The sequence below is a fragment of the Egicoccus sp. AB-alg6-2 genome (genome assembly GCF_041821025.1).
In the GTDB taxonomy this organism is placed as follows: Bacteria; Actinomycetota; Nitriliruptoria; order Nitriliruptorales; family Nitriliruptoraceae; genus Egicoccus.
The window spans coordinates 37,250-53,495 of record NZ_JBGUAY010000003.1; the positions used below are offsets into that span (position 1 = coordinate 37,250).

General features: G+C 72.4%; 15 protein-coding genes. 2 read left to right on the forward strand and 13 right to left on the reverse strand.

Annotated features, from left to right (window positions below):
• Positions 1–85 precede the first annotated feature (85 nt).
• Positions 86–370, forward strand: a complete 285-nt coding sequence (locus ACERMF_RS05045; RefSeq protein ID WP_373667943.1) for an acylphosphatase — start codon at positions 86–88, stop codon at positions 368–370.
• Between the two features lie 59 nt (positions 371–429).
• Here the strand turns inward: ACERMF_RS05045 and ACERMF_RS05050 are convergent, their stop codons facing one another.
• Positions 430–2,271, reverse strand: a complete 1,842-nt coding sequence (locus ACERMF_RS05050; RefSeq protein WP_373667944.1) for a hypothetical protein — start codon at positions 2,269–2,271, stop codon at positions 430–432.
• 230 nt (positions 2,272–2,501) lie between these two features.
• Between ACERMF_RS05050 and ACERMF_RS05055 the strand changes: the two genes are divergently transcribed.
• Positions 2,502–3,422, forward strand: coding sequence for a ribonuclease Z (locus tag ACERMF_RS05055; RefSeq protein ID WP_373667945.1), 921 nt, complete (start codon positions 2,502–2,504; stop codon positions 3,420–3,422).
• A 7-nt stretch (positions 3,423–3,429) separates the two neighbouring features.
• Here the strand turns inward: ACERMF_RS05055 and dapB are convergent, their stop codons facing one another.
• The 12 genes from dapB to ACERMF_RS05115 all read right to left on the reverse strand — a co-directional run bounded on the left by dapB (position 3,430) and on the right by ACERMF_RS05115 (position 16,246).
• Positions 3,430–4,209, reverse strand: coding sequence for a 4-hydroxy-tetrahydrodipicolinate reductase (dapB, locus tag ACERMF_RS05060; protein WP_373667946.1), 780 nt, complete (start codon positions 4,207–4,209; stop codon positions 3,430–3,432).
• Between the two features lie 48 nt (positions 4,210–4,257).
• Positions 4,258–5,520, reverse strand: a complete 1,263-nt coding sequence (locus tag ACERMF_RS05065; protein ID WP_373667947.1) for a M16 family metallopeptidase — start codon at positions 5,518–5,520, stop codon at positions 4,258–4,260.
• 64 nt (positions 5,521–5,584) lie between these two features.
• Positions 5,585–8,158 carry a polyribonucleotide nucleotidyltransferase gene (locus ACERMF_RS05070; protein ID WP_373667948.1) on the reverse strand — a complete coding sequence of 858 codons (2,574 nt, stop codon included), beginning with the start codon at positions 8,156–8,158 and terminating at the stop codon, positions 5,585–5,587.
• Positions 8,159–8,403: 245 nt separating this feature from the next.
• Complete coding sequence (gene rpsO, locus ACERMF_RS05075; protein WP_373667949.1) at positions 8,404–8,676, reverse strand: 30S ribosomal protein S15; 273 nt, start codon at positions 8,674–8,676, stop codon at positions 8,404–8,406.
• A gap of 202 nt (positions 8,677–8,878) precedes the next feature.
• Positions 8,879–10,300: a wax ester/triacylglycerol synthase family O-acyltransferase gene (locus ACERMF_RS05080; protein WP_373667950.1), complete on the reverse strand. Its 1,422-nt coding sequence runs from the start codon at positions 10,298–10,300 to the stop codon at positions 8,879–8,881.
• 118 nt (positions 10,301–10,418) lie between these two features.
• Positions 10,419–10,886, reverse strand: a complete 468-nt coding sequence (gene purE, locus ACERMF_RS05085; protein ID WP_373668370.1) for a 5-(carboxyamino)imidazole ribonucleotide mutase — start codon at positions 10,884–10,886, stop codon at positions 10,419–10,421.
• A gap of 14 nt (positions 10,887–10,900) precedes the next feature.
• A complete protein-coding gene (locus tag ACERMF_RS05090; protein ID WP_373667951.1) occupies positions 10,901–12,055 on the reverse strand; it encodes a 5-(carboxyamino)imidazole ribonucleotide synthase in 1,155 nt (384 codons plus the stop codon).
• Between the two features lie 54 nt (positions 12,056–12,109).
• Positions 12,110–12,628, reverse strand: a complete 519-nt coding sequence (locus tag ACERMF_RS05095; RefSeq protein ID WP_373667952.1) for an N-acetyltransferase family protein — start codon at positions 12,626–12,628, stop codon at positions 12,110–12,112.
• Positions 12,629–12,726: 98 nt separating this feature from the next.
• The gene (locus ACERMF_RS05100; protein WP_373667953.1) at positions 12,727–13,167 is read right to left on the reverse strand and encodes a DUF4383 domain-containing protein; all 441 of its coding nucleotides are present in this window, start codon (positions 13,165–13,167) and stop codon (positions 12,727–12,729) included.
• Positions 13,168–13,335: 168 nt separating this feature from the next.
• Positions 13,336–14,274 (reverse strand): bifunctional riboflavin kinase/FAD synthetase, encoded by a 939-nt coding sequence (locus tag ACERMF_RS05105; RefSeq protein WP_373667954.1) that lies wholly within the window; start codon positions 14,272–14,274, stop codon positions 13,336–13,338.
• Positions 14,271–15,227 (reverse strand): tRNA pseudouridine(55) synthase TruB, encoded by a 957-nt coding sequence (truB, locus tag ACERMF_RS05110; protein WP_373667955.1) that lies wholly within the window; start codon positions 15,225–15,227, stop codon positions 14,271–14,273. The genes ACERMF_RS05105 and truB overlap by 4 nt, the downstream gene beginning before the upstream one ends.
• Complete coding sequence (locus ACERMF_RS05115; protein WP_373668371.1) at positions 15,227–16,246, reverse strand: bifunctional oligoribonuclease/PAP phosphatase NrnA; 1,020 nt, start codon at positions 16,244–16,246, stop codon at positions 15,227–15,229. Before ACERMF_RS05115 ends, truB begins: the two co-directional genes overlap by 1 nt.

Consider the following 16,246-nt stretch of genomic DNA (forward strand, 5'->3'; position numbering starts at 1 on the left):
CGGGCAGCCAGGTGGTTGCGACCGACCGGACGGCACGGGCGCAGTGGGAGGCGACGTACGGTGGCGACGCGGTCGAGGAGGCGTGATGGCGAACCAGCGGGCACGACGGTTGACCGTCCACGGCCGGGTACAGGGCGTGTTCTTCCGGGCCGCCACGCGTCAGCAGGCCCAGCGCCACGACCTCGCCGGATGGGTGACCAATCGCTCCGACGGGACGGTCGTCGCCTGGCTCGAGGGCCCTGCGGACGGGGTCGAAGCCGTCGAGCAGTGGATCCGCGCCGGCGGCCCGCCCCGAGCGGTGGTCGAGGAGGTGGCGGCCGAAGACGTCGAGCCGGCCGGGCACCCGCGCTTCGAGGTCCGCCGCGGCTGACGAGCGGCGCCGTCGCGCCGTCGCGTCGGCAAGGTCGGCGATTCGCGTCCGCGCCGGCGCTACTCGCCCCCGGTCCGCACCTGCTCGCCGTCGGCCGTCGACCCCGACGTGCCCTCGTCGCGGTCGGACGACGCGCCCGCCGCCTGCGGCTGCTCGGCGGGCGTCGTGCCGGGCGGCGTGTCGGCGGACGCCTGCGACTGCTCGGCGGGCGTCGTGTCGGCGGGCGGCGTGTCGGCGGGCGCCTGCGACTGCTCGGCGGCGGCGACCGCGTGCGGTGCCGGCTCGGGCTGCTCGCGCTGGTCGGCCGGGTTGGCGACCACCAGCACCTCACCGCCCGGCGCGGTGCCTTCGTCCGCGGACCCGTCCGGCAGGCGCCGACGGGTCTCACCGGACGCCCACTCGAGCGCCTTCTGGTGGCGGTCGTCGGGCGTGATGCCAGCCGCCACCATCCGGGCGTACACCTCGCGGGCGGGCTCGGCCTGCCCCTTGCGGGCGTGGGCCCACATCAGCTCGCGGTAGGTCGGCTCGTCCACCTGCACGCCCGCGTCGCCGAGTGCGGCGAGAAGCTCGTCGGCCTGGGCCAGGTCGCCGGCGCGGACCAGGTTGCCCAGTAACTTGGACGCATCCGCGGCGGCCGGCGCGACCTTCTTGGCCAGCATGTGCTGCAGCAGGGCGATCGCCTCCTCGCCCCGCTTGGCGGCGACCAGCGCGTTGAGCAGCGAGCCGTAGTGCCGTCCGTGCGTGAGGGTTCCCGAGGCGCGCAGCCGCTCGAGGAGGTCGCGGGCCTCGTCGAGCCGCTTGGCCCGGACCAGCCGCTCGACCAGGTCGCGAGCGGTGCGCCGGTCCGCTGGGACGCCGCGGGCGGTCACCAACTCGAACAGGCCGATGGCGGTGTCGAGCTCACCGGCCTGCAGGTGCCGGGTGATGATGTCGGACGCCTTCTGCGGCGGGATCGGCACCCCGAGGATCATCATCCAGTCGAGGACGCCGCTGGCGGCGGCGACACGGTTGGCGGCCAGGCTGACGTCGATCAACCCCTCGAGGTTCTCGCCGGAGGGGATGCGCCCGTCGGCGGCGAGGCCGAGGGCGACGTCCCAGGCGCCGTCGGCGTCTCCTGCGGCGATACGGGCCCGCAGGACGGCATTGCGGTGGAAGCTCGACGGACGGGTCCCGGAGTCCTCCATCGCACGCAGGGCCCGATCCGCTGCCTCGGCGTCGCCGGCCTTGGCGTGTGCGAGCAGAAGCTCGTCGTGCACGTCCCCGCGCAGTTCGACGCCGGACGAACGCAGCCGCTCGAGCAGTTCGATGGCCCGGTCGGTGTGGCCGGCGCGCGCGATCATGGCCACGAGCTCGGTCGCCAACCGGGGCGAGGGTGCACGTCCGACCTGCAGCATCTGGTCGACGAGGGTGCGCGTGTCCTTGATCGCCCGCCGGTCGAGGCAGTCCCGCAGCAACCGCTCGTAGTCGGCTTCCGCCGCGGCCTGGCCCCGCTGTGTCATCTGCCGCACGACGGCACGGGCGGCGGGCAGGCGCCCCGCGCTCAGGTAGATCTGCAGCACCGAGGGGGCGTGGCCGGCGTCCGGCTCGAGGCCCTCCTGGTGGAGCTCGTCGAGCATCTTGAGGGCGTCGTCGGTGCGTCCGGCGCGTCCCGTCGCGATGGCGACGTCCCACCGGGTGGCGCCCGCGGCGTCGATCCCCGCCGCCTGCATCTGCGCGAGAATCTCGCGGGCACCGGCGAGGTCGCGGGCGTCGAGGTGGGTCTTGAGCAGGAGCCGGTAGTGCTCCTCGCCCGGGGCCACGTCGCGCTGCTGCATCGAGGCGAAGACCTGGCGCATCATCCGCAGGTCGCCGGTGAACCGGCGCATCGCGTCGAGGTACTTGTCCTGCTGCTCGGACGTCATGGCACGACCTCCCTCGCGCCCCACCCGGGACGCGGGATCGCGCGGCGGAACCCGCACGACTCGCGTGCACCCGTTCAGGGCCGCGCACCCACCCACGTGCGCTGTGGCCAACCGACCATCGGCCGGACCGTGGACGGTAGCGCGTCGTCGCCGGCGTCGTCACGAAGGTGCGGGCTACGGTCGGCTCCCGAGCCGTGAGCCCGCGGTGATCGACGACGACGGGAGCCGCCGTGTCGGGCCGGGAACTGGTCGTGCTCGGGACCGCGAGCCAGGTGCCGACGCGGTCGCGCAACCACAACGGCTACGTCCTGTTGTGGGACGGCCTCGGCCTGCTCTTCGACCCCGGCGAGGGCACCCAGCGCCAGTTCTCACACGCCGGCCTGGCGGTGTCGCGGATCGACCACGTCTGCGTCACGCATGCGCACGGCGACCACTGTCTCGGACTTCCCGGCGTCCTGCAACGGCGGGCGCTCGACGAGCTGCAGACGCCCCTGACCGTCCACTTCCCGCAGGCGGCGACCGACACGATCGTGCGATTGCGTCATGCGACACCTTTCGAGGACACCGCACCGGTGAAGCTGCGGGCGGTGGACGACCTCGTGCCGACCACGGTCGACCTCGGCGGCCTGGTCCTGCGGTCGGCGGCGCTCGAACACGGCGAGCCGGCGGTCGGTTGGCGCGTCGACGAGCCCGACGGGTGGCGCATGCTGCCCGAACGGCTCGAGGAGCTCGGTCTGCCCCGAGCGCTGCGCGGCGACCTGATGCGCGACGGCGAGATCAAGCTCGACGGGCGGGCGGTACGCCGCGAGGACGTCGCCGAGCCGCGACCGGGCCAGTCGATGGCGTTCGTGATGGACACCCGGGACTGCGACGGCGCCCGGTCGCTGGCACACGAGGTCGACCTGTTGGTCATCGAGGCCACCTTCCTCGAGGACCAGCGGGCACTGGCCGAGCAGGTGGGGCATCTGACGGCCGCCCAGGCGGCCCGCATCGGCGCGGAGTGCGGCGCGCGGCGGGTCGTCCTCACCCATTTCTCCCAGCGCTACCCCGACCTGCGTGGCCACCTCGACGAGGCGCGCACAGCGGCCCCCGAGCTCGACGTCGTGGTCGCCACCGACCTCGACCGCATCCCCGTCCCCCCGCGGCGCTGAGCCATGGTCAGAGCAGGTGCTCGAGGCCGACGACGAGGCCGTCGAGGTCGCGCACCCGGCGACAGGCGAGCAGCACGCCCGGCATGAACGAGGTCCGGTCGATCGAGTCGTGGCGGATCGTCAGGGTCTGGCCGGTGCCGCCGAAGATGACCTCCTGGTTGGCGACGATGCCGGGCAGCCGGACGCTGTGGACGCGGACGTCGGCATGCGCAGCGCCACGAGCACCCGGGTGGCGTTCGTCGCCCAGCGGCGCGTCGGGCACCTCGCTGCGGCTCTGGGCGATCAACTCCGCCGTGCGCAGTGCCGTCCCGGACGGCGCGTCGACCTTTCGGTCGTGGTGCAACTCGATGATCTCGACGTGGGGCAGGTGCCTTGCCGCCTCGGCGGCGAACTGCATCAGCAGCACGGCACCGATGGCGAAGTTGGGCGCGATCAGCGCGTTGGCCTGCCCGCGGCTCGCCAGCTCGCGTGCCGACGCGAGGTCGTCCTCGTCGATGCCCGTCGCGCCGACGACCGCGTGCAGGCCGTGCTCGAGCAGCCAACGCAGGTTGGCACCGACCGCCGCCGGCCCGGTGAACTCCACGACCACGTCACAGTCGGCCGCGACCAGGGCGTCCAGGTCGGCCGCGATCACGAGGTCGCTGTCGATGCCGGCGATCCCCCGCAGCGCCTCGCCCGCCCGGTGCGGGTCGACGGCGGCGACGAGCGTCAGGTCCTCGGCCGCGTCGACCGCCCGGCACACCTCGGAGCCCATGCGGCCAGCGGCACCGACCACGCCCACTCGCACCGCACCCACCTGCCACCCGATCGTCGACGACGCGGCCCAGCCTACGGGTCAGGCCACGACGTCCGCGAAGCGGTCCTGCTCGTCCGCACCGAAAGGTCCGACGACGGCGAGGTCACGCGGCTGGCGCAGGACCCGGGCGGCCACCCGTCGGACGTCGTCCACGGTGACGTCGCCGATGCGCGCGAGCGCCTCGTCCACCGTCACGAAGTCGGCACCGGTGGCGATCTGCTTGCCCAGGCGCGACATCCGGGAACCACTGTCCTCGAGCGAGAGGACCGTGCCACCGGTCAGTGCCCCCTTGGCCCGGTCCACCTCGTCGGCGGTCACGTCGTCGGCGACGGTGTCGAGCTGCTCGCGCAACACCTGCAGCGCCTCGTCGACCTTGCCGGGTGCCGTCCCGACGTAGGCGCCGAACAGCCCGCCGTCGGTGTACGACGAGGCGTAGCTGTAGGTCGAGTAGGCGAGCCCGCGGACCTCGCGGATCTCCTGGAACAACCGCGAGGACATGCCGCCACCGAGCAGGGTGTTGAGCACCCGCAGCGCCCAGCGGTCGGCGTCACGGTGCGCGATCCCAGGGACGCCGAGCACGACGTGCGCCTGTTCGGTGGGACGCGAACGCACGTGCACACGCCCTTCGCCGAACCGTTCGGGGCGACGACGCTGCGGGCGGCTCCCGCCGGGCCGGTGCAGGTCACCGAGCAGGTCCTCGGCGAGCGCGACGACCCGGTCGTGGTCGACGTTGCCGGCGGCGGCCACCGTGAGGTTGCCGGGGCGGTAGGTCTGGCGGTAGTAGCCGTCGACCGTGTCGCGGGTCATCCGCGTGATCGAGTCGGCGGTGCCGAGCGTCTCGAGGGCCAGAGGGTGGGTGTCGAGCACCACCTCGGAGAAGTCGGAGTGCACGAGGTCGTCGGGCGTGTCGAAGTGGATGTCGATCTCGCTGAGCACCACCTGACGCTCGGCCTCGACGTCCGCCTCGGTGTTTCTGGCGTCGACGACCATGTCGGCGAGCACGTCGAAGGCCAACGGCAGGTCGTCGTCGAGCACGCGCGCGTAGAAGCAGGTCAGCTCCTTGGAGGTGAACGCGTTCATCTCCCCGCCGACGGCGTCCAACGCCTCGGCGATGTCGCGTGCGCTGCGCCGCGAGGTGCCCTTGAACAGCAGGTGTTCGAGGAAGTGCGAACAGCCGGCCTGTTCGGTGGTCTCGTCGCGCGAGCCCACACCGACCCAGAGACCCAGGGTCGCCGAACGCACTGCCGGCATGTGCTCGGTCACGACGGTGATACCGGACTGCAGTTGCGTCTGCTGGTGCACACGGGGCCCTTCACGCAGGCGGCCCCCCGGTGTGTCCCGAGGGGCCGCTGCTCATGTCGCCTGGTCAGTCGCGCTCGCGGCTGCGGCTACGCGTCCGGGTACGGGTGCGGTCGCCCCCGCCGTCCCGGTCGCCACCGCGGTCACGGTCGCCACCGCGGTCACGGTCGCCACCGCGGTCGCGATCGCCGCCGTTCTCGCGCTGCTCGGCGCGCTCGCTGCGGTCACGACCACCGCGGTCGCGGTCACCGCCACGGTCGCGGTCGCGGTCGCCACGCTCGCGCCCGCCACGCTCGCGGTCGCCCCCCCGGTTGCCGCGGTCACCGCCACGCTCGCGGTCGCCGCCACGGTTGCCGCGGTCACCGCGTTCGCGGTCGCCGCCACGCTCGCGACCGCCACCACGGGGCTCGTCGCCACCGTCGTCGTCGCCCTCGTCACCGCCGGCACGCTCGCCGACGTACTCGAGCTTGAACTTGCGGCCGCCGTCGAGGACGTCCTTCACCTCGACGAGCACCTGCTGTCCGACCTCGACGGCGTCCTCGGCGTGGTTGAGCCGCTTGCCGGCCATCTTGGACAGCTCGGAGATGTGCAGCAGCCCGTCGGTGCCCGGCGTGAGGTTGACGAACGCGCCGAAGTCGACCGTCTTGACGACGGTGGCGCTGTAGCGCTCGCCCACCTCGGGCAGCTGCGGGTTGGCGATCGCGTTGACCCGGTCGAGCGCGTCCTGCGCCATCTCACGCGAGTTGGCGTAGATCTTCACGACCCCGTGACCGTCGACCTCGTCGACGTCGATCTGGGCGCCGGTCACCTCGACCAGTTCCTTGATGATCGCGCCACGCGGACCGATGATGGCGCCGATCTTGTCCTGCGGGATGTTGACGATCTCGACCCGCGGGGCGGTCTCGGCGACCTCGTCGCGCGGCTGCGCGATCGCGTCGTTCATGACGTCGAGGATCGCCAGACGGGCATCGCGGGCCTGCAGGAGCGCGTCCTGCAGCACCTGCGCCGGGATGCCGGCCAGCTTGGTGTCGAGCTGCAGGGCCGTGATGAAGCCCTCGGGACCGGCGACCTTGAAGTCCATGTCGCCGAAGAAGTCCTCGACGCCCTGGATGTCGGTCAGGGTGGTGTACTTGCCGTTCTCGTAGACCAGGCCCATGGCGATGCCGGCGACCTGCGCCTGGGTCGGCACACCGCCGTCCATCAGGGCCATCGAGGCGGCGCAGACCGACCCCATCGAGGTCGAGCCGTTGGAGCTGAGCACGTCCGACACCAGGCGCATCGCGTACGGCCAGGTCTCCTGCTCGGGCAGGACCGGGATCAGCGCGCGCTCGGCCAGCGCCCCGTGACCGATCTCGCGGCGCTTGGGGCTGCCGACACGACCGGCCTCACCGGTCGAGTAGGGCGGCATGTTGTAGTGGTGCAGGAACAGCTTCTCGGACTCGGGGTCGAGCGTGTCGAGACGCTGCCCCTCGCGGGTGGTGCCGAGCGCCAACACCGACAGGACCTGGGTCTCGCCGCGCTGGAACAGCGCCGAACCGTGGGTCTTGGGCAGCACGCCGACCGCGGCCGTGATCTCGCGCAGGTCGGTGACGCCACGCCCGTCGACGCGGAAGCCCTCGTCGACGATCAGGCGGCGTACGACCTTCTTCTCGGTCGAGCGGAACGCCTCGGACGCCTGCTTGGCGCGAGCGTCCTCGTCGAGGTCGGCCGGGCCATTGTCGACGACGTGCGCGACGGCCTCCTTGCGAACCTCGCCGAGCTTGTCGTCACGCTCGGCCTTGGACAGCTCGGACTGCCGGTAGACGCCCTCGACCTTGTCGGCGGCGAAGCCGAAGACCTGGTCGAAGACCTCGTCGGTGTAGTCGAGGAAGAGCGGGAACTCGCCGGCGTCACGCGAGCCGACCTGGTCGACGAAGGCCTGCTGGGCCTCGCACAGCTGCTTGATGATCGGCTTGACGTCCTCGATGGCCTGACCGACGACCTGCTCGGTCGGGGCGGGTGCGCCCATCTCGATCTTGACCCAGGAGTCCTTGGTGGCCTCGGCCTCGATCATCAGGATCGCGACCTCGCCGTCGTCCTCGACGCGCCCGGAGATGACCATGTTGAACACGGCCTCTTCCTCGAGCTCCTCGAAGGAGGGGAAGGCGATCCAGGAACCGTCACGCAGCATGGCGTAACGGACCGCGGCGACCGGGCCGGAGAAGGGCAGGCCGGACAGCATCGTCGACAGCGACGAGCCGTTCATCGCGACGACGTCGTAGGGGTCGAACTGCACCGTCTGCATCACGGTGTTGACGACCTGGACCTCGTTGCGCAGGCCCTCGGCGAAGGTCGGGCGCAACGGGCGGTCGGTCAGTCGGCACACCAGGATGGCGTTCTCCGACGGCCGGCCCTCGCGCTTGAAGAACGAGCCGGGGATCCGCCCGTTGGCGTACATCCGCTCCTCGACCTCGATGGTGAGGGGGAAGAACGGCAGGAAGTCCTTCGGCTGCTTCGACGCCGTGGTGGTGGTGAGGACCTTGGTGTCACCGATGGAGGTGATGACGGCCCCACCCGCCTGCTGGGCCAGCGTGCCGGCCTCGAAGGTGATGGTCTTTCCGTCGATCTCGACGGAATGTTCGTGCGTTCCGAGCGTGCCCATGTGGGCCTCCTCGTCGTGGATTCTCGCGCGAGGACGGGCCGGGTTGTCGGGTGCCGGTGCATCAGTGGGGGCGGCTCGGAAGGGTGTCCGAGGCGTCTCCACTGACGACCGACGAAACCTCGACCGGTTCCGGTGCCCGTCGCGTCGCGACTGTTGGGTTGTGGTGGTGCCCCGGCGGCGGGCCCATGCCCACCTGCCGGGAAACGGCGCGGGCCGGGGTCGTGGTCGACCCCGGCCCGGGAAGATCAGCGGCGCAGTTCGAGCTCCGCGATGAGCGCGCGGTAGCGCTCGATGTCCTTGTCACGCAGGTAGTTGAGCAGGCGGCGACGCTGGCCGACCAGCATCAGCAGCCCGCGCCGCGAGTGGTGATCGTGCTTGTGCACCTTCAGGTGCTCGGTCAGGTGGCTGATGCGCTTGGTCAGCAGCGCGACCTGGACCTCGGGTGAACCGGTGTCGCCTTCGCCCTGGGCGAACTTGGCGATGATCTCGGACTTGTCGTCGGGAAGGACGGCAGCCAACGGGTGCTCCTGTCGTGGTCGGCCCTGCGTCGCCGGGTGGCGAGTGGTTCTCGCCGCGGGGGATCTGCGCGTTGTCGGCGCCACGAAGCGCCGGCATCTCGATCAGGGAACCCCGACACCCGAGCGGGCACGGTGAAGGTGACCCTCCTGGGTCAACGCCGGCCAGTGTAGCCGTCGTGGCGCCAGCGGCAAGGCCGCCACGTCATCGGCCCGCGCCCCCGGCCAGGCCGTTGGCGACCTCGAGTTCGACCAGGGACGCTTCGAGGTGGTCGAGCAGGCGTTGCAACGAGGGCACCCGGGCCCGACAACCGGTCAGCCCGAAGTCGAGCTCGCCGTCGTGGCTGGTGACGGTCACGTTGAGGGCCTGACCGTCGTAGGGGACCGATGCGGGGTACAACCCGTCGAGGCGGGCCCCGTTCCAGTACCGCGGTCCGGAGGGTCCGGGCACGTTCGAGACGACGAGGTTGAAGGCCGGCCTGCGCAGCGCCCGGAACCGGAACAGCGGCCCGAAGGCGACCGGCCCGAAGCTGAGCACGCTCAGCAGCAGGATCGCCGCCGGGTGCAGGTCGGCGAGCCGGGACTTCGAGTCGCGCATCGAACGGTGGATCAGCGCGAAGCGCTCCATCGGATCGGCGAGGTGGGTGCCGAGGTTGCACAGCACCACGCCCACCGCGTTGCCCGTGTCCGGCCGGTCGCTGGCGTCGCGCAGCGACACCGGCACCGCCGCGATCAGCGGGCGGTCCGGCAGCGCCTGCTGGTCGACCAGATAGCGGCGCAGCGCTCCAGCGGTCATCGCCAGCACCACGTCGTTGACCTTGCCGCCGGTGGCCGCGCCGACCGCCTTGACGCGGTCGAGATCCCAGGACTGGGCCGCGAAGCGACGGGCCGCGGTGATCGGCTGGTTGAGGATCGTCCGCGGGGCCTGGTAGGGCAGCGCGGCGGTGCGGTCCTCGAGCGAACTGGTCAGGGCCTCCATCGCGACGACACCCGCCTCGCCCAGGGCACGGCCGGCCACCAGCAGGTCGTCCACCATGCCCCCGGTCAGCGAAGAGAGCAGCCCGCCCGCCCCGTCCGCGGCCGGAACGGCAGCGTGCCGCGTTCCTCCGCTGCGGGCCGGCTGCGACCACGGCGGGGGCATGTCGCGCTCGGCCTCGTCCTCGCTCAGGCTGCGCAGCAGCCACTTCATCGCCGTGGTCCCGTCGAGCAGGGCGTGGTGGACCTTCGTGTAGACCGCCAGTCGCCCGTCGGCGAGTCCCTCGATGACGTGGCTCTCCCACAGCGGCCGGTTGCGGTCGAGCATGGTGCCGTGCAGCCGCGACACCAGGGTCAGCAGCTCCCGCACCGAGCCGGGATGGGGCAGCGCGGAGTGGCGGACGTGGTATTCGAGGTCGAGGTCGTCGTCCTCGGTCCATGCCCACGGACCCAGACCCTTGAGCGTCCGGGTCGCACGCTGACGGAACAGCGGCGCGGGCTCGTGTGCGAGGGCGATCCGGTGCTGCTCGCGCACGAAGTCCGGACCCCCGTCCCGCGGCGGCTGGAACAGCTGCAGGCCACCGACGTGGAGCGGCCGGCCACGCCCCTCGCCCAACAGGAAGATGGCGTCGGTGACGGGTACCGGTCGCACGAGGTTCCCCGTTCGTCCTGGCCTGCGAAGGTGACGCGCGACGCTACCGCTGCCTTCGGCCCGCCACACGCGTGCGTGCGGCCGTGCGCCGGCGCGACCTCCGGGGAGGGGGCGCCGGTCAGGGCGTGCCGAACAGGTCGTGTCCGCGCTGCTTTGCCTCGGCCGCGAGCTCGGCGCGGTGGTCGCGGAGCTTTCCCGCGAGTTCGGCGTTGCCGACGGCCAGGATGCGCAGGGCGAGCAGCCCCGCATTGGCGGCGCCGCCGATGGCCACCGTGGCGACGGGAACCCCGCGGGGCATCTGCACGATCGAGAGCAGCGAGTCGAGTCCGTCGAGGGTCTTGAGGGCGACCGGGACCCCGATGACGGGCAGTTCGGTGACGCTGGCCAGCATGCCGGGCAGGTGGGCCGCTCCCCCGGCGCCGGCGATGATGACCTCGAAACCCCGCTCGGCGGCGACGTGTCCGAAGGCGAGCATCTCGTCGGGCATCCGGTGGGCGGACACGACCTGCTCGTGGCAGTCGACTCCGAACCGGCGGACGATCTCGGACGCCTCGCGCATCACCGGGTGGTCGGACGCGGATCCCATGACGACGGCGACGCTCACGAGGTGGCCTCCTGTCCGGTCGGTTGCGCAATGGCGGCGGCGGGCCGCGTGAGGACGTCGGCGGCGTGGACCGCCAGCGTCCGGGCACGCTCGAGGTCGTCGTCGGTGGCGGTGACGTGCCCGAGCTTGCGACCCCGGCGATAGGCCTTGCCGTAGAGGTGGACGGCCGCGCCGGGCGCCGCACCCAGCGTGTCGGCGAGCCGGTCGGCGGGATCCACCTCACCGCCGACGACGTTGACCATCGCCGCGGCACCCCGCGGGCTCGGATCACCGAGCGGCAGGTCCGCGACGGCGCGCAGATGGTTCTCGAACTGCGAGGTGACCGCGCCCTCGATCGTGACGTGTCCGGCGTTGTGGGGGCGGGCGGCCAGTTCGTTGAGCAGCACCCGGTCCCCGGCGACGAACAGCTCCACCGAGAGCATGCCGACGGACCCGATCACCTCGGCGACGAGCCCGCCGATGCGGCGGGCCTCGGCGACCGTCGACGCGGCGACGCGCGGTGGCTGCAGCACCTCACGGCACATGGCGTCGACCTGCACCGTCTCCACCGGGTCGTACACCGCGCGTTCGCCGCCGGGGCGACGCGCGACCAGTACGGCCAGCTCGGCGGTGAGCGCGATCCGGGGTTCGACCAGCAGCGGGTCCCCGTCGACCTCGGCCAGGACCGCCTCGGCGGCGTCCGGGCCCTCGACCACCCACACGCCGCGGCCGTCGTAGCCACCCCGGGGCCGCTTGAGCACGAGCGGCCAGCCGTGATCGCCCGCGAAGGCCGTGATGCCCGCCAGTTCGTGCGCGAGCGTCCAGGGGGCCACCGGCACGCCGGCCGCGCCCAGGACCTCGCGCTGTCGGACCTTGTCGGTGGCGATGTCGAGGGTGTCGGCCGACGGACGCACGGCCGTGCCCTCGTCCTGCAGCGCCCGCATCGTGGCCAGGTCGACCAGTTCGTGCTCGACCGTCAGCACGTCGACCTGTTCGGCGAGGCGGCGCAGGCCCTGCGCGTCGGGGTCCCCCTCGATCACGTCGGGCCACACCGCGGCGACGGCGTCACCGGGACGGGCGAGGAAGACCAGACGTAACCCGAGGCGGGCCGCCGGCGGCAGCAACATGCGCGCGAGCTGCCCGCCACCCACGACCCCGATCGTTGGCGACATCGAGCAGCTCCGGACGACGGGGCACGGTCGACGACCGTGTGAGGAGGCCGAAGCCTACAAGTCGCGGCGGTAGCGGACCTCGCACACCCGCATGCCGTAGACCTCCTCGAACCGTTCGCCGCCCTCGTCGTAGTGCCAGCCCTCCCGCTCGTAGAAGGCGCGGGCGCGCTGGTTACGGTCCACCACCCACAACACCGCCTGCTTGTGGCCGCCCTCGCGCAGGGCGTCCTGCGAGGCGAGCAGCAACTGGCGACCGTGGCCACGTCCCCAGGCCGTCGGCAGGACGTTGAGGACGTAGATCTCGCCGACCCCGACGGCCTCCTCGGCGACGGCGGTGGGGCCGGAGACGGCGAAGCCGAGCGGACGATCGTGCTGGTCGACGCAGACCAGTCGGGTCACGCCTTCGACCGGTGTGCGGGCGAGCACCTGCTCCCACACGCCGACCCGTTCGTCGACGGACAGGCCGTCGAGATAGGCGTCGGGCATCAGGTCCCGGTAGGCGGCCTGCCACGCGGCGACGTGGACCTCGCCGAGGGCCTGGGCATCGCGCGGTTGTGCGCTCCTGATCCTCATCGTCGTGCTCCTCGGCGCGACGGCGCGCGCTCCCGGGGCGATGGACCCGGGAGCCGCGCTCGGCGTGCTCCGGCTGGGATCGGCGGCGTACGCGTCCCTCACCGGCGGGTGTTCGCCGTCGAACGGTCACGCGCGGGCCACAACGCGATGGCCAGACCGGCCAGGGCGCTGACGAGGTGCAGGATGTTGTCGGCCTGGTTGAGGGCCAGGAAGTTGGCCTGGTCGTCGGAGTTGGCCACGAACAGTCCGTAGACGAACGTCGCGCCGTAGCCCACGGCCAACAGCCAGCCATAGGTGCGTGCCCGGTCCAGCGTGCTCCACAGCGCCAGGCCGGCGGCGCCGATCAGCAGGTGCACGATGTTGTGCAGCGGGTTGACCTCGAAGCCGAGCAGGAGGTCGCCCTCGGGCTCGGCGAACCCGTCGAACCCGGTCACCAGGAAGCCCGCGAGTCCAACCAGGACGTAGATGATGCCGATGGCCAGGGCCAGGTACTGCGCCGGGTGTTTTCCGGCACCGTTCGCGCGTGCAGCGTTGCTCATCCGTGCTCCCCCTCGTCGTGTCCGGTGAGTGTCGGCCACGGCGGCCCGGGTTCCACGGGCGGGAGGGTCGAAACGGTCATGGCCGCGACGACTTGTCTGGTCGTGTGACCAAACGGTTGCCACCGTTCGGACGGTCCGGGGTCACCGCCGCTGCCCGGCAGGTCCGCCTCAGCCCAGCAACACGCGTGCACGCGCGATGTCGGCCTGGATCTGGGCGACGAGCGCATCCACCCCGTCGAACCGCTGTTCGTCCCGGAGGCGGTGCTCGAAGCCGACCTCGAGGTCGCGCCCGTAGAGATCGACGTTCCGGTCGGCATCGAGCAGGTGGACCTCGACGGTGCGGCTGCGCCCGTCGAACGTCGGCCGCAGCCCGACGTTGGTGACGGCGGGCCACCGCCGCCCTCCGACGCCGGCGGTGCCGGCATAGACGCCGTTGCCAGGGACCAACCGCCCCGGCGGCACCGCGACGTTGGCGGTCGGCACGCCGATGGTGCGTCCGCGTCCCTCGCCCTCGACGACCTCGCCGTGCAGGCAGTACGGACGGCCGAGGGCACGGTTCGCCCACGACAATCGCCCGTTCGTCAACGCCTCACGGACCGCCGAGGAGGAGATGGGCCGGCCCTCGAGTTCGAGCAGCGTGACCGCTTCGACCTCGAAGTCGTGTTCCTCGCCGCCCTCGACCAGGCTGACGACGTCACCGGCGGCACGATGGCCGAAGCGGAAGTTCGTCCCGACGATGAGCCGTCGCGTCGCCAACGGCCGTGCCAGGACCTCGGTCACGAACGCCTCGGGCGTCAACTGCGACAGCTCCGGCGTGAACGCCAGCACCACCACGAGGTCGACCTCGAGCTCGAGGAGGGCGGCCACCCGCTCCTCGAGGGGCTGCAACGCCAGCGGTTCGCTCCCGGGCCGCAGCACAGCGGCGGGATGCGGGTCGAACGTGATCGCCACCGCACGTGCACCGCGGCCGCGGGCCGCGTCGACCGCGCGCCGCAGCAACACCTGGTGCCCCTTGTGGACCCCGTCGAAGTTGCCGATCGTCACCACCGAGTCGACCGGCGTCAGCTGCCCGAGGTCGCGGACACCGCCGTGGAACACCTCGCTCACGTGCCGGTCCCTTCGACGTCCACGAGTTCCTCCGGTCGGGTCCACACCAGCTCCGAGCGGGCCAGCTCACCACGATCGGCGAACACGCCGACGAGTCGGTCGCCGAAGCGGACCGCGTACGCACCCTCGATGCCCTGCGATGGCAGCAGCGGCTTTCCCTGCGTCAGCCCGAAGGCGACCGCGGCATCCTCCACCTCGACCGTCGGCAGCGTGCGTGCGACGGCGTCCTCGGGTCGCAACAGCACGCGGTCCAACGCGCCCGCCGCGACTGCGTCCTGCACGACGTCGAGGTCGACGGCCTCGTCGGCCCCGAAGGCGCCGTTGGCCACCCGCCGCAACGACGTCAGGCTGGCCCCCACCCCGAGTGCGGCACCGATGTCGTGCGCCAGCGTGCGGACGTAGGTACCGGGCGAGCAGGTCACCAGGAACGACACCCGGGGATGGTCCGGGTCGGTCGTGTCGTAGGCGTCCAGCATCAGGTCGTGGACGGTGACCGGCCGCGGCTCGCGCTCGACCTCCTCGCCGCGTCGCGCGATCTCGTGCAGGCGTTCCCCGCCGACCTTGACGGCCGACACCATCGGTGGCACCTGCTCGAGATCGCCCTGGAAGCGGGTGAGCACCTCGCACACGCGCTGCTCGTCGAGGTCGGCGGCGGACGTGGTCGCCAGCACCTCGCCGTCAGCGTCCTGGGTCGAGGTCACCACGCCCAGCACCATCTGGGCCGCGTACGTCTTGCGGCCCGCCTGCAGGAACCGCACGAGCCGTGCGGCCCGCCCGAGACACACCACGAGCACACCCGTCGCGGCCGGGTCGAGGGTGCCGGTGTGCCCGACCCGGTTCTGACCGACGGCGCGCCGGACCCGCTGGACCACGTCGTGCGACGTCGGCCCGGCCGGCTTGTCCACGACCAGGACACCGTCGACGTCGTCCGGACTGCGGCGCTTGCGACCCATCAGGCGCTCCGCAGCGCGGCGACGACGCCGGCGACGACGTCCTCGACCGGTCCCGCCGCGGAGAAGCCGGCGGCGAACGCGTGCCCGCCGCCGCCGAACCCCTCGGCGATCGTGCCCACGTCGACGCGGCCGTGCGAGCGCATGGACGCGCGCCAGGTCCCGTCGGGCGCCGGCTTGCACACCAACGCCACCTCGGCGACGTCCGCCGTGCGGACCACGTCGATCAACGCCTCGGTCGCCTCCAGCCCCGCCCCCGTCAGCGCGAGCTCGTCCGCCGTGAGGTGGGTGTGCACGAGCGCGACGTCGGGCACGAACGTCAGCCGCTCCAGCGCGCGCCCGAGCAGGCGCAGCTCCCCCAACGACGCGGTGCCGTACAGGCGGCGGGTCAGCTCGGCGTGCTCGACGCCGACGTCGATCAGCCGACCCCCGAACTCCATCGCCGCACGGTCGGTCGACGAGTGTCCGAAACGGCCCGTGTCGGTGACCAACCCGACGTACAGGCAGGTCGCCAACTCGACCGTCAGCGGCACCTCGAGCCGATGCAGGAGTTCGTCGACGATCAGCACCGTGGCGGCCGCCCGTGGCGCGACCAGGCGCACGTCGCCGAAGGCGGTGCTCGAAGCGTGGTGGTCGACCACGATCGTGGGCACGCCCGCGTCGAGCAGGTGCCCGATGCTGCCGAGGCGGGCCGGGCTGGCAGCGTCGAGGGTCACCAGCAGGTCCACGTCGGCCGGTTCGGGCAACGCAGAGGGGGGCACGAGGTCGCGTACGCCCGGGAGGTCGGCGAGGGGCGCCGGCACTTTCAGCGGCTCCTCCCCGACCGTCGGCACGGTCCGGGCGCCCAGGCCGGACAGTGCGACGTGCAGTGCCAGCGCCGCGCCGAGCGCATCCCCGTCGGGGCCGACGTGGGCCGCCAGCACGATGCGACCCCCGGCGTGCGCGCACGCGGCGAGGCGGTGCACCGCCGCGGTGAACACGTCCTCGTCGACGTCGGCGAGCCAGGCTGGCGCGACGGGCAT